11 protein-coding genes and 1 pseudogene are annotated in these 13716 nt (G+C 67.0%); 8 read left to right on the top strand and 4 right to left on the bottom strand.

Features of this window, described 5'->3' with window-relative positions:
• Positions 1 to 252 precede the first annotated feature (252 nt).
• The 3 genes from AC3WVS_RS01000 (at position 253) to AC3WVS_RS00990 (ending at position 3273) form a co-directional block, all read left to right on the top strand.
• Positions 253 to 1776 (top strand): Fic family protein, encoded by a 1524-nt coding sequence (locus AC3WVS_RS01000; RefSeq protein ID WP_492316987.1) that lies wholly within the window; start codon positions 253 to 255, stop codon positions 1774 to 1776.
• A gap of 273 nt (positions 1777 to 2049) precedes the next feature.
• Positions 2050 to 2751: a cytochrome c biogenesis CcdA family protein gene (locus AC3WVS_RS00995; protein ID WP_492316986.1), complete on the top strand. Its 702-nt coding sequence runs from the start codon at positions 2050 to 2052 to the stop codon at positions 2749 to 2751.
• Positions 2752 to 2754: 3 nt separating this feature from the next.
• Positions 2755 to 3273, top strand: a complete 519-nt coding sequence (locus AC3WVS_RS00990) for a thioredoxin family protein (protein WP_492316985.1) — start codon at positions 2755 to 2757, stop codon at positions 3271 to 3273.
• 62 nt (positions 3274 to 3335) lie between these two features.
• On the opposite strand, the pseudogene AC3WVS_RS00985 reads toward AC3WVS_RS00990, so the two are convergent.
• Positions 3336 to 4271 (bottom strand): annotated as a pseudogene (locus AC3WVS_RS00985) (RNA-guided endonuclease InsQ/TnpB family protein); the annotation flags it as partial.
• A 233-nt stretch (positions 4272 to 4504) separates the two neighbouring features.
• On the opposite strand from AC3WVS_RS00985, the gene AC3WVS_RS00980 reads away from it, so the two are divergent.
• A complete protein-coding gene (locus AC3WVS_RS00980) occupies positions 4505 to 5836 on the top strand; it encodes a nucleobase:cation symporter-2 family protein (RefSeq protein WP_492316984.1) in 1332 nt (443 codons plus the stop codon).
• A gap of 32 nt (positions 5837 to 5868) precedes the next feature.
• Here the strand turns inward: AC3WVS_RS00980 and AC3WVS_RS00975 are convergent, their stop codons facing one another.
• Positions 5869 to 6462: a M23 family metallopeptidase gene (locus tag AC3WVS_RS00975; protein ID WP_492316983.1), complete on the bottom strand. Its 594-nt coding sequence runs from the start codon at positions 6460 to 6462 to the stop codon at positions 5869 to 5871.
• 159 nt (positions 6463 to 6621) lie between these two features.
• Between AC3WVS_RS00975 and AC3WVS_RS00970 the strand changes: the two genes are divergently transcribed.
• Positions 6622 to 6921, top strand: coding sequence for a TFIIB-type zinc ribbon-containing protein (locus tag AC3WVS_RS00970; protein ID WP_492316982.1), 300 nt, complete (start codon positions 6622 to 6624; stop codon positions 6919 to 6921).
• Between the two features lie 70 nt (positions 6922 to 6991).
• On the opposite strand, the gene ggt is transcribed toward AC3WVS_RS00970, so the two are convergent.
• Positions 6992 to 8608, bottom strand: coding sequence for a gamma-glutamyltransferase (ggt, locus tag AC3WVS_RS00965; protein WP_492317177.1), 1617 nt, complete (start codon positions 8606 to 8608; stop codon positions 6992 to 6994).
• A gap of 338 nt (positions 8609 to 8946) precedes the next feature.
• Here ggt and AC3WVS_RS00960 point away from each other — a divergent pair, with 338 nt between their 5' ends.
• Complete coding sequence (locus AC3WVS_RS00960) at positions 8947 to 9744, top strand: AraC family transcriptional regulator (RefSeq protein ID WP_492316981.1); 798 nt, start codon at positions 8947 to 8949, stop codon at positions 9742 to 9744.
• A 10-nt stretch (positions 9745 to 9754) separates the two neighbouring features.
• On the opposite strand, the gene AC3WVS_RS00955 is transcribed toward AC3WVS_RS00960, so the two are convergent.
• A complete protein-coding gene (locus AC3WVS_RS00955) occupies positions 9755 to 11395 on the bottom strand; it encodes a hypothetical protein (protein WP_492316980.1) in 1641 nt (546 codons plus the stop codon).
• Between the two features lie 152 nt (positions 11396 to 11547).
• On the opposite strand from AC3WVS_RS00955, the gene blaOXA reads away from it, so the two are divergent.
• Together blaOXA and AC3WVS_RS00945 are read left to right on the top strand one after the other, a co-directional pair.
• Positions 11548 to 12387 (top strand): OXA-1206 family carbapenem-hydrolyzing class D beta-lactamase, encoded by an 840-nt coding sequence (gene blaOXA, locus AC3WVS_RS00950; protein WP_492316979.1) that lies wholly within the window; start codon positions 11548 to 11550, stop codon positions 12385 to 12387.
• A gap of 246 nt (positions 12388 to 12633) precedes the next feature.
• Positions 12634 to 13545, top strand: a complete 912-nt coding sequence (locus tag AC3WVS_RS00945; protein WP_492316978.1) for a hypothetical protein — start codon at positions 12634 to 12636, stop codon at positions 13543 to 13545.
• Positions 13546 to 13716 lie beyond the last annotated feature (171 nt).

The raw sequence follows: 13716 nt of genomic DNA, 5'->3' as shown, positions 1-13716 counted from the left end.
GGATTTCGATTTGCGGGCGATGCGCTGCGGCCTGGGCCGGCAAGCACTGTAGACAAGATCATCCGGGCTAACCGCAAAAGTAGATAAAACGGTAAGTGCTGTAGAACTCCTGGAAGGCCGGGCGACCAGGTCGCCCACCCATTGCTATAGACAGAATAGAAAGCATTTTGGAGAAAAGTAGATGTTTTGGTAAACCCTGTAGGAACTCTGGTAAGCTCCCGGCAAACCGGCACCCAGGAATTGCGACCATCTATGTCTCATGCGCCACTTGGCTACGACGCGCTTATCCGCAAGTTCGGGTTGCGCGTGCCGCCGCTGCGCTCGACGTCCGCCCTTGCCGACAAGACCGGGGTCCTCAGCACGCACACCGGACCGGACGGCACCACGCGCACCGTGTATCCAAGGAACCGCTACCGCGGCGGCGACACGACCGTGGACCACCTGACTTTCGCGCTGAAGAAGGAGCAGCTCGACCTGACCGTGCTGGCGGCGCTGTTCGAGCATGCGCCAGCGGTGCAGGCGGTACGGGAGTGGCTGGCGGCCACCCCGACCTCGCGCTATGCGAGGCTGAGCGCGTTCTATGCCAAATGGCTTGCCGGGGCGCAATTCGACTACAAGCTGCCGGCCGGGGCGCCCAGGGTACTGGCGCTGGACGAGAGCCGGTACCTGACCGGCCCGGCAACGCCGGACCTGCAGTTCGGTATCCAGAACAACCACCTCGGCCCGGCCGCGTTTTGCCCCCTGGTACGCCGCACCGAGAAGCTGGCGCAGTACATAGCCGCCGACCTCCCCGGCCGTGTGGCCGCGGCCATCAAGCGGCTCGAGCCAGAGTTGCTGGCGCGCGCGGTGGACTACCTCTACCTCGCGGAGACACGATCGACCTACTCCATTGAGCACGAGATCCCCGATAACCAGCGGGTCGCCAAGTTCAGGCGGCTGCTGGAGTATGCCGGCAATCCCGCCCCGCTGACCGAAGCGCAGCTGTGCGAGTGGCAGAACGAAATCATCTCGGGGCTGCGCGCCGAATTCTCCTATCGCGACAAGCAGAACTGGCTGTCCCGCGGCGGGCGCATGCGCAACATCGCTGACTATATTCCCCCGCCGCCCGGGCAGCTTGGCGCGATGATGGACGGGATTGCCGCGGTCGCGGGCCTGGTCGAGGCACAGGCGGCAAACCCCATCGTGGCCGCGGCGTGCGTATCGTTTGGCTTTGTCTTCGCCCACCCGTTCTACGACGGCAACGGCCGGCTCCATCGATTCCTCATCCACCATTTGCTGCGCCAGGCCGGTGTCACGCCCGATGGCGTCGTGCTGCCGGTGTCGGCACGGATGCTCAAGCAGATCGATACCTATGCCGCGCTGCTGAAGTCCTATTCCGCCCCGCGGACGGCCCTGCTCAACTACGCGCTGGATTCGGACAGCGACACCATCCTGATCAAGTCGCCACAGCCCGGCTGGCTTTACGCATCCTTTGATGCGACGGCGCTGTGCGAATTCGTCTTCGAATGCATCGAGCAGTGCGTCGAGCAGGACCTTGCGCAGGAGCTCCAGTACCTGCGCGCCTACGATGCCAGCGTCGCACGCCTGGAAAGCTGGCTCGACCTGCGCCAGTCACGCCTGTCGAACCTGATCGACCTGATCGTCCAGAACCACGGCGAGCTGTCCAGGCGCAAGCGCAAGCTGTTCGAAGACATCACGGACGACGAGCTCGCCCGCATTGAAGCCGTCGTGCGCGACGAATTCACGGAATACCTCGAGCTCAACGGCAGCCGCTGAAGCGGCGGCACAGCATTGGCACTGCCCGGTGCCGCCACCATGGGGCGGCACCGGCGCCACTATGTATCGCTCTGTATCCCGGGCCGCGGCAGACATGAAAGCTTGCACGGATGCCGGGGCGCGGAAACAGCCCGGATACGTGCGGACGGTGGAATGCGTCTATCGCCAACACCGGGAGTTCTCCGCCATGTCCGTCGCCGCCATCCATCCGCCGCCACCCTGCTCCTGCCATCGTGCCTGCCACGGCACCGCGCACGCCGACGGGAGCCGTCCATGATCGACGCCTTCCTTGCCTTCGCCGCCGGCGTGCTGACCATTGCCTCGCCCTGTGTGCTGCCGGTGCTGCCCATGCTGCTGGCCGGCTCGGTGGGCGAATCCGGCCGGCTGCGCCCGCTGGCGATCGCGCTTGGCTTCGTCAGCGCCTTTTCCGCGCTGGGCATAGTCTTTGGCGCACTGTCCAGCGCCTTCAGCGAAGCCCCAGGCGTGGTGCGCAACGCGGCCATCCTGTTGCTGCTGGGTGCCGGCCTGTCACGGCTCTGGCCGGCGGGCTTCGAGCGCCTGGCGGCCCCGTTCGCCGGCGTGGTCGACCGCCTGGCGGGCGTCGGCGGCCGGACCGGCACCGGCGTGGCCGGCGGCTTTGTGCTGGGCATGACGCTGGGCGCGGTGTGGACCCCGTGCGCCGGGCCGGTGCTGGCGTCGATCCTCGCGCTGGTGGCCAAGGCGCAAGACCTGCATCGCGCTGCCGGCCTGCTGGCGTTGTTCGCGGCTGGCGCGGCCATCCCGATGCTGGGCATTGCCTATGGCGGCCAGTTCGCCACCACTCACGTGCGCCGGCTGGCGCGTCACACGCACCGGCTGCAGCAAGGCTTCGGCGTGCTGGTGGTGGCGACCGCCATCGCCATGTACTTCCAGTACGACACCCTTGCCGTCGCCTGGCTGACCTCGCTTTTCCCTGCCTCCCAACCTGGAGCCTGAACCATGCACCGCTTGCTTCGTACCCTGCTTGCCACTACCGCCATCGTCGCCGCCCAGCATGCCGCCGCCGCCCCTGCCGACTATGGCAAGGCGCCGGAATTCACCGGCATCGACAAGTGGCTCAACTCTGAACCGCTGACCGTTGCCGGGCTGCGCGGCAAGGTCGTGCTGGTCGATTTCTGGACCTATAGCTGCATCAACTGCATCAACACGCTGCCCCATGTGCGGCAGTGGTACGACAAATACCGCGACAAGGGCCTGGTCGTGGTCGGCGTCCACACCCCCGAGTTCCCCTTCGAGAAGTCCACCGCCAACGTGCAGGCAGCGCTCAAGCGCTTCGATATCCGCTACCCGGTAGCGCAGGACAACGCCTATGCCACCTGGAACGCCTGGCGCAACCGGTACTGGCCGGCGCTCTACCTGGTCGATGCCAACGGCTCCGTGGTCTACAAGCACTTTGGCGAAGGGAGTTACGCCGAGACCGAAGCGGCCATCCAGAAGGCGCTGGCCGGGCGCAAGTAAGTATCAATTCGTCGAGCCTTGAGCAGCCGGTCAAGACCAACAACTTTGACATCCTCTCCTCCCTAAAGGGAGGAGATTCCCTCTGCAGGCGATCGATGTCCCGATCGGGCAAGGATATTTAGCGCAGCGTTCACATCGCGATCAGGTACAGCACCGCATCCACTGCATACCCACTGCCTTATTCCAAGGTCTGCGATACCTTTCGGCCTCTCCGGCGGCATCGCGTCGCACGAAGAGCAGACCTGGGTGGTGAAACGTTCGTCGACTTCCTCGTACCACGCGCCATGCGCAATCGCCTTGTACGCGAGCATTGTGCGGAAGGACGACCAGCCCGCATCGAGGACGGACTTCGCCATGCTGGTCCTGGCGAGGCCGGCGGCGTTCACATTCCCCACCGCAATGTAGTCGAAGTCCCGCACGATGCGATGCGAGAGCTTGTGCAGGAAGTCACGCCGCGCATTGGCGATGCGGGCGTGAAGGTTCGTGGCCTGTCGCCGCTTGCGCGCTCGCTGCGCTTTGGCCAGCGCTTGCTCGAGTCGGCCAAGGTGGCGCGGATTCCCGACCTTCTCGCCGGTGGACAGCGTGGCAAGGTCCTTCAAGCCCAGATCGATGCCAACGCCGCGTGCCGGGGAGCGGGCTTGGGTGTCGGCAACTTCAATCACGATGTTCAGGAACCAGTTGCCTCGCGCGTCGCGGGAGAAATTCGTCCCGTCCTTGATCTTGCCATCGGGAAGGGGGCGGGAGCTGAACACGCGAAACGTGTTGCCGGCAAAGCGGAATGCGTCGCCCGAGCGCTTGAGATCCCGGCCCTTGAGCGGCACCCAGCCGAGCGACTTGCGGCCGCGATAGCGCAGGTACGGCCGGCGATGCTGGCTACGCGACTTGGCGTACTGCTCGCAAACCGCGTTGACGGTGCCGGAATGGATGCGCAGTTCCTTGCAGCTGCTGGTGGTCAACACGTTCATATCGAAACCCGTGGGCCATTTCTTGCCCCACCTCCCGCGCAAGGGAGTTGATACAAATTGTATGCAATTTTTGTATCACGGAGTGCTTATCCCTGCTATTCTTGCTCCCCGGTTGCAGCCTGGAATCTGATCCAGGCCACGCTCGCGGCAGGCGGCCTCCGCCTGCCCGTCAGCGCGCAATGACAGGGCCGGGGGCAGCCCCTTCCCCGGCGCCAGAAGAACAAGACAGTCCGGAAACCTATCCGGCCAGACAACAGGAGACATGAATGGCGCCCTTGCTATTCAAGGTGGAAGACCGCCCCCCTCGGCTGACGACGTTTTTGCTTGCGCTCCAGCATCTGCTGGCCGCCCTGGGCGGCATCATTGCGGTGCCGCTGGTCATTGGCGGTGCGCTGAAGCTGCCGCCGGACCAGGTCATTGCCCTGGTGAATGCGGCCCTGCTTGGCTCGGGCATCGTCACCATCATCCAGTGCAAGGGCATTGGCCGGGTGGGCATCCGCATGCCATGCGTGATGGGCACCAGCTTCGCCTTTGTCGGCGCGGCCATCAGCGTGGGCGTCGAACACGGCGTGGCCGGCATCCTGGGCTCGGCGCTGGCGGGTTCGCTGGTGATGATCCTGGGCAGCTTCTTCATGCCGGCGATCCGCAAGCTGTTTCCGCATACCGTCACCAGCGTGGTGGTCACCATGATCGGCCTGTCGCTGATTCCGGTGGCCATCGACTGGGCCGCAGGCGGCCAGGGCAGCAGCCGCTATGGCGCCCCCGGCAACCTGGCGATTGCCGTCGCGGTGCTGGCGCTGGTGGTCGCGGTGGTGCAGTGGGGCAAGGGCATGCTGTCGGCCTCGGCCATTGTGGTCGGCATTGCCGGCGGCTACCTGCTCTGCCTGGCACTGGGCCTGGTCGACTTCACTCAGTTTCACCAGGCGCCGATCATCGCGGTGCCGCAGCCGCTGCACTTCGGGATGTCGTTCCCGGTCTCCGGCATCGTCGCCATGTCGATCGCTTACCTGGTGACCATCGTCGAATCCACGGGCACGTTCATGGCACTGGGCGCGGCCACGCAGCGGCCGATTTCCGGTAAATGCCTGTCGCGCGGCATCCTGTGCGATGGCTTTGGCTCGGCCTTTGCGGCACTGGTGTCGAGCCCGCCGCTGTCCACCTTTGCGCAGAACGTCGGCGTGGTTTCGCTGACCGGCGTGGCCAGCCGCCATGTGGTCGCGCTGACCGGCGTCATGCTGCTGCTGGCGGGGCTGTTCCCGGTGCTGGGCGCGCTGGTGGTGACGATTCCGCAGCCGGTGCTGGGCGGCGCCGGCCTGATGATGTTCGCGATGATCGTGTCGGGCGGGATCCAGATGCTCAGCACCGTCAAGTTCACGCAGCGCAATACCCTGATCGTGGCCGTGTCGATCGGCTGCGGCCTGGCGGTGACATTCCGCCCGGAACTGCTGTCCAAGCTGCCTGCCTTCGTCCATGAAGTGTTTGGCTCCGGCATCACGGTGGGCTCGCTGTCGGCGGTGATCCTCAACCTGCTGCTGCCCGGCGGCAAGGACGAGCCGGCTGAAGAAGTCGGCCACGGCACCGTCGGCGAGGCTGCCTGAGCGGCCTGCCTTGAAACCCGCGGGCGCGCGCGCTAGCGTGCGCCGCCTCGCGCGGCCGCCCCGCCCCCTGGCGCGGGCGCCTTCAGCAGCGGGTAGGGATTGATCGCCCCGCCCGCGGTGTAGACGCCATAGTGCAGGTGGGGCGGCGTGCCCCGCGCATTGCCGCTTGTGCCGACATAGCCCAGCACCGTGCCGGGCACAATCACGTCGCCGGCACGCACGCCGGCGTAGTCGTCCAGATGGGCGTAGTAATGCAGCTGGCGCCCGGGCCCCATCACCCACACCACCTTCCCGCCCAGCTTGTTGGTGCCCACGCGCGTGACAATGCCCTCGGTAGCCGACACCACCGGGCGGCCGCGCGGCGCAAAGATATCGATGCCCTCATGCTTGCGTCCGCCGGAGCGCGCGCCGTGCCAGGTATCGCGCAGCGCCCCCGGGACAATGCCCTCGACCGGCACCGGCAATGCCACCGGCGCGGGGCGGACCGAGAGCCGGGCCACGTAGATCGCGCGTTCGATTGGCGGCCGCAACCAGGGCCAGGCGAGCCAGATCAGGCAGATGCTCACCACCAGCCAGATCAGGCCGGCGAATGCGCGGGGACGGGAAGACAGACGGGAGGCATGCATATGCCTTCGACGGCAGCCAGCCCCGCAAATTCCCCGTCAGGCGCGCCTGCGCGCCACATCAAGCGGCCCCGGCACCACTTTCGCAAGCATTTTCCGGTCGAACCATACGCGCTGGCGCCGGTCATACCCTGACTGTTTTCACTGCAATGAGGAGAAGCAATGGATTGTCCGGTGTGCCCGCAAACGCAACTCGTGATGTCCGAACGCCAGGGCATCGAGATCGATTACTGCCCGAAATGCCGCGGTGTCTGGCTGGACCGCGGCGAACTCGACAAGATCCTTGAGCGCTCCGTGGCAACCGCCCCCGCGCAGCAGGCGGCGCCGATGCAGCAAATGCCGCAGCAAACCCAACCCCCGCGACAGGAATACCAGCGCGGCCATGGCGACCGCGACCGGTACTATGAGCGCGAGCAGAAGCACTATAAGAAGAAGAGCATCTGGCACGAGCTGTTCGACTGATGCTGACTTGCCAGTGAGCAAGGGCGACGCAAGGTCGCCCTTTTTTGTTGCCGGCCGCAATCGCCAACCGCTATAACCCTGCGGCCAATCCATCTCCACGTGGATCCGTGGCGCCATACATCACGCCTGTCACTGGATCGATCAGGATGGCGCCCGCGTGGCCCATCGTGTCCGTGAACGCTTCCACGCGCCTGACCGGATGCCCGCGGCGAGCCAGCTCGGAGGTCACGGCCTCCGGCACGCGGCCTTCAATCTTGAGGTCGTTCGACGACACGCCCCAGGTCCGCCCATACAGCCAGCGCGGCGCATTGACGGCATCTTGCGGCGACATGCCGAAATCCACGATCCGCGTCACCAGCGCGGCCTGCGTTTGCGGCTGCCCTTCCCCGCCCATGGTGCCGTAGACCAGGAACGGTTTGCCGTCCTTCAGCAGCAGTGCCGGGTTGAGGGTATGGAAGGTGCGCTTGCCCGGCGCCAGTTGATTCACGTGCGCGGGATCGAGTGAAAAGAACGAGCCGCGGTTCTGCAGCAGCACGCCGGTGCCCTTGGGTACGATGCCGGAACCGAAGTCGTGATACACGCTCTGGATCATCGACACCACGTTGCCGTCCTTGTCGGCGGTGCCGAACCACACGGTGTCGCCGTGCGGGTCCATCGGCTTCACGTCCATGCCGGCCCGCAGCATGCTGATGCGCCCCGACTGCACCTGCCCGTGCTGCGGCGACAGCAGCCGCGCCAGCGGGATCTGCACGAAATCCGGATCGGCCAGGTAGCGGTCGCGATCGGCAAAGGCCTGCTTGGTCGCCTCCACCAGCACGTGATAGTAGTCGGCCGTGCCTTCGCCGAGGGCGCGCACGTCGCGCTTGTCCAGGATGTTCAGGATCTCCAGCGAGGCAAAGCCTTGCGTGTTGGGCGGAAAGTTGACGGCCTGGTAGCCGCGGTAGTTCACGGTAATAGGCTGCACCCAGTCGGCGCGATGGCGGGCAAAGTCACCGTAGGTCAGCATGCCGCCGTGTGCCTGCAGGTCGGCCACGATCTTGCGCGCGATTTCCCCCTGGTAGAACGCCTTGGCGCCGCCCGCCGCGATCTGCTGCAGCGTTCCGGCAAGGTCGGGCTGGCGCAGGGTTTCGCCAACCCGGTAGGCAGAGCCGTCCGGCTTGAGGAATGTCTGGCGAAAGCCGTCGAAGCGCTGCAAGGCGCGGAACTCCTTGTCGGACGGATCGGTATTGATCCGGCTCCAGGTCACGAATGAAGATGAGACCGGAAAGCCCGTCTCGGCATAACGCACCGCATCGGCCAGCAGATCCGGCCAGGGCAGGCTGCGGCCCATGCCCTGGCGCGCGTACTGGTACGCCGCCTCCCAGCCGGCAACGGTGCCGGGCACGGTGTTGGCCGACAGGTAACCGCGGGCGGGGATCTTGTCCAGGCCTTTGCCTTGGTAGAAGGCGATACTGGCCTGCTCGCCAGCGCGGCCGCTGGCATTGAGCGCGCGCACCTCGCGGGTTCTGGCGTTGTAGATCAGCCAGAAGGCATCGCCGCCGATGGAGTTCATATGCGGGTAGACCACGGCGATGGTCGCAGCCACGGCGATGGCAGCATCGACCGCATTGCCGCCGCGCGCAAGCACGCGCAGCCCCGCCTGCGTGGCCAGGCGGTTGGACGACGTCACCATGCCGCCGGTGGCCATCGGGTTGACGCAGGCTGAAGGTGTATCGCAGTACTTGCCGCTCACATCGAAAGCCCACGCCGGCGCAGCCGGCAGGATGAGCGCGGCCAGCAAGCCGGCCCGGCGCAGTCGGGTGGAAAGTCGTATGCGGTGCATTGCAGGCTCCGTTGGTAACACAGCGAAGGGGGCATGCCGGACGCTGGGCAACCTGCATGCGTGGTAGAGCGGATTGCCCGGATTGCCTATGGGGCGAGCGCAAGTTAGCCTGCGGCAAATAATCTGGCTAACGGCAAAGTCGCATCCGGTATCGCCAATCGGACATCAGCAGCGGCATCGCCCACAGCGCCAACGGACACCGCATGCCTGCCCACGACCACGGCCTGCGCGCACTCGCGCGGCTGCCTCGCCCGCTATATGGCCATGTCGAAGCCCTGCCCAACCGCATACTGGGCTACCGCCACCGGCATCCGTGGTGCCAGTTCGCCTATGCCCTGGAGGGTGTGCTGGAGGTGCTGACCGACAGCGGGCGCTTTGTGGCACCGCCGCAGTGGGCGGTCTGGATTCCGTCCGGCATGCAGCACCGCGTGCGCTGCGCTGCCGGCACGCGCGTCCGCAGCCTTTACCTGGACAACGGGGTTTGCGCGGCGGCCTCGGGCCGCTGCCGTGTGCTCACGGTAAGTCCGCTGCTGCGCGAGCTGATCCGGGCCTTCAGCTACCTGCCCGCCGAATACGATGAGCACAGCGCCGACGGCCGCCTGGCGCGCGTGCTTCTGGACCAGCTCGGCGCCGCGCCGGAAGTGGAACTCATGCTGCCGCTGCCTGCCGACCCGCGCCTGCGGCTGGTCTGCAACGGCCTGCAGCGCCACGCGGACCGCGATACCAGCCTGGCTGCGTGGAGCGCCCGCCTGGCGGTGTCGGACAAGACCTTGACCCGGCTGTTCCTGCGCGAAACCGGGCTGACCTTCCGCGCCTGGCGGCAGCGCCTGCGCCTGCTCGACGCGGTCCCGCGGCTGGAGCGCGGCGAGGCCGTGACCGACGTTGCCCTGGATTGCGGCTATGACTCGCTGTCGGCGTTTATCGCGGCATTCCGCCGGCTGTACAACATGACCCCGGGCGAGCTGTCCCGCGCGAACCGGATCGGCACAAGCGGGGCGTAGCACACTGCCGTCACGCCGCCTTGCGCCTGCGCCGTGACGCTTCCGCGGCAGCATCGCGCAGCTCTGGCGGCAACGCGCGCAGTTCGGCTGTGAAGAAGGCACGCTCGGCCGGCCGCAGCGCCGGCAGCTGGGCGGCCAGCCGCTCCACCGCGGCACACGCTATGGCGGTAGCGCCTTGCTCGTGGGTGAGGTACCAGGCCGATTCGAGCAGCAGGTTGGCCAGCTGCAACGGCCCCAGCCTGACGTGGCCGACGTCATGGTCTTCCAGCGCGAACGCAGCCACGGCGGACCAGCGCACGAAGCCCTTGGCCGGTGCGAACGGCGCGTGGAACGGCCGCAGTGCGTCGACAGCGTCGGCAACGGACAGCGGGCGCTGGCGGCGGAACGCGGCCATGCTGTCGTTGGCCCTGGCTGGCCGGTCGGATGGCGGGGTATCGGGCCCGCAGCTGCCGCGTGCGATGCGCAGCAGGAAGATCGCGTTCCACGCCGTGCCGCCGCCCACGCCGAACCGGTCGCAGATCCACTCCGACAAGCCCAGCCAGCGCATCGCCTGCCGCTGCACCGCGCTGGCGGACAAGGTGCGCGCGGCATCGACCAGGCCGTGCTGCCAGAACAGCCACAGGCACAGGCCGATATTGGCCGCGGCATGCTGCACGGCGTCGACGGAATCGGCCTCGTAGGCGGCCTGCAGCGCGCCGGCGAAGGTATCCAGCGCCAGCTGCGCGGCCCGCGCCGTGCCGGCATGCCCGGCGCGCATGGCATCGGCCTTGTGCAGCAGCGCTTCCAGGTTCAGCACTTCAAAGCGCACGCGCGGGTTGTAGCGCACCACCAGGCGCAGTTCCGGATCGGACTGCAGCCCTTCCAGGCCGGCACGCGCGCCGTCGCTGTCACCGCGGGTATAGCGTTCCCAGGCCCGCACGATATGCGCCATGGCGCAGAACGCGGGCGTCGCCGCGCCGGCCTCGGCCGCCTGCACCAGGCGGTCGACACGCCTGAGTGCCGCCCGGCTCTGATCGAGGCGGCCGCAGCGGCGCCACGCCAGGCTTTCCTTGAGCAATGACAGCGCTTGCTGGAAACCGTCGCCGGCACTGCGGCCTGCCGCGCGGAAGGACTCGGCCACGGCTGAGCCGTGCATGCCTGCGTGGCCGTCCTGCGCGCCGCGCATGGCCTGGGTCAGCTCGCTCCAGAAGGCCATGTCGCGCATCACGTAGCCGACGCCGTCCGGCTGGCCCGCCGGCGCCGCTTGCGGCCCCGTGGGAAAGCCAAGGCGGCGGGCCAGCGCGGCCGGGCCCAGCGTGCGCCCGTCCGCCACAAAGCGCAGGCGCCGCGCGCTCGCTGCCGTGATCCAGAACGGCCCGCGGCTGCGCTGCGCCGGATTGGCCGCGGCCGGGTCGCGCTGGCGGTCGGCCCCCCATCCGACCGCCACCTGCCAGCGCGCAAAGTCCGCAAACGCGCGCGACACCAGCATGCGCAGGTTGGCCGCCGTCGGGAAGGCGCTGCGCACCACTGCCGCGGCGACACCGCCCTCCCCGGTGCGATGCGCATGCCAGATGCGCGCCAGCAGCCAGACCGACTGGTAGCGCGCGGGTTGGCCGTCGACCCGGTACGGGGCCGACACGTCGATACGGATCGGGGCAGGCGTGGCTGGCATCAGGTAGTCAGGGATCGAGTGAAAAGCGCTGGTGGCGCCCGTCATGTTACGCAAGTTACAGCCAGCGCGGTTGGCCTTATCCGGACGCTCTCCTATGCTGCGCACCACGGTCCGGGCCCGGATTGCCATCCCCTCAACTCTTCTGCAAGGCCATGAACAGACATCTTGCTCGTCTGCTGACACCGATGGCGATCGGCTTCGGCCTGCTTGCCTCCACCCTGCCCGCCCTGGCGGCACCGAAAGAAGTCCCGCTGGATGCCGCGGCGCTGTTCCGCCAGGCCGATACCACCGGCACCATGGTGATCTACGACCTGCGGCGCGACCGCATGCTGACCTACAACAAGCCGCGTGCGGCCACGCAGTACTCGCCGGCGTCGACCTTCAAGATCCTGAACTCGATGATCGGCCTGGAGAGCGGTGCCGTGGCCGACGTCGACCATGACAAGCTGCCGTGGGACGGCAAGGTCTGGCTGGTCGGCGGCAAGGCTGTCCTGCCCGACGCCTGCAACGCTGACGTGCCGCTGCGCGTCGCCTTCCCCAACTCCTGCGTGCCGGCCTACCAGGCGCTGGCGCGGCGGGTTGGCAGCGCGGCCTACCAGCGCTACCTGACCGCATCGCACTATGGCAATGCCAACAGCTCCGGCCAGGTCGACCGCTTCTGGCTGAACGGCACGCTGCAGATCTCCGCCTACCAGCAGATCGACTTCCTGAAGGGCGTGGTACAGCGTACGCTGCCGTTCTCGCCAACCACCTTCAAGGCCGTGGACGACATCACGGTGATGGAGCGCACCGCCGGCTACACCCTGCATGCCAAGACCGGCTGGGCCGATTCGGCCAAGCCCGCAGTGGGGTGGCTGGTGGGCTGGGTTGAGCGTGGCGACGACGACTACCTGTTTGCGCTCAATCTCGACCTGGTGCGGCCCGAACACGCCAAGGCGCGCATGGAGATTGCGCGCGCGGCGCTGCGGCAGGCGGGGGCGTTACCGGATTGACGCTGCCGAAGGCGGCCGCCGCACGCGCGGCCGCCTGCAGTCACTGCCCTCGGACATTTCACACAGGCAATTTCTCCCCCGTATTTCAGATCCGTCTGATTTACCTGCCGACCCCGGATCGATAGCTTTGGCCGGTCGGCATTTCCCACCGCGTCGCCCGACGCAACCATTCCGTAGTGGGATCTGCCCGACGCCCGTATGCAACGGGACAGCCAGACCTTTCCCACAATCCGGAGGTGAAATCCAATGAGAAAAATAGCAATGCCGGCAGCCCTGCTGTCGGCCATCGCGCTGCTGGCCGCCTGTGGCGGCGGCGCGGACGACGCAACGACCACACCGGCGGCACAAACGCCACCGTCCGAAAATAATCCGGCACCGGCGCCTACACCAAAGCCTGAGCCCTCGCCCGAAGCAGCACCGCAACCTGCGCCCACTGGCGAGCTGCCGCCGAGCCTGAGCGCACCGCAACCGGGCTCGACGGCAGCGGTCGGCAATGGCAGCGAAGGTCTCTGGGTCGGCCTCATGAACGCCACGCTGGTCGACAACAGCGGGAAGTTCGTGCACGCGAGACTGACGGGCGTGCTGGCAGGCGCGTTCCAGTTTTCTGGCTCGGCCTGGACGCTGGGCCCCGGCACGCTGTACGAAACCGGCTTTGCCTACCCGGCCACCGGGGCCGGCACCATTACCCCGGGGCAGCGCTTTGACGGCAATTTCGTCGCCACGCCAGGCAACCCTATCAATTTGCTATCCGGTACCTATGATCCGTCCAACGCGCTAGCCGTGGACCAGGCTGCCATCGCCGGCAACTGGAAGCAAGACGGCTTTGCCATGCAGATCGATGACGCGGGCAACGTCACCGGTACCTATACCAGCGGCACCCGCATTTGCGACCTGCAGGGCACGGCAACGCTTGCCACCCCGGGATCGGCCAAGAACCTGTATGCGGTCAGGATCGTAGCCGAAAACTCCATGCAGGCGGGCAGCACCGGCTGCGCGCTGTCGACCGGCGTGCCGCACAACGGCTTTGCCGCGATCCGCCTGATGCCGGCCGACGGCAGCATCATCGTGAGCAGCAGCACGCGCTATGCACGCACGCTGGTGATGGCCGCCAGCACCGGGACCGGCGGGTACTTCACCATGCAGATGTCCAAACAATAAGCCCGCCCCCCGCAACGCCCCGGGCGGTCCTCCTGCGGGCGGACCGCCGCTACCTTCTTCCTTCCGAGCCACGGCAGTGGCCTCACCATCACCTGACACCCAGGCGTCGCATCCGCCCTCCGGGTTTCCCCGCGGTTGAGTTCTGTGCTCGCATATCATTTAATTCAACGT

This window comes from Cupriavidus sp. CPT47-8839-RL05A (genome assembly GCF_058792255.1).
Note: the sequence above shows the minus strand (reverse complement) of the source record. Positions and strands in the feature narration are given on the sequence as shown.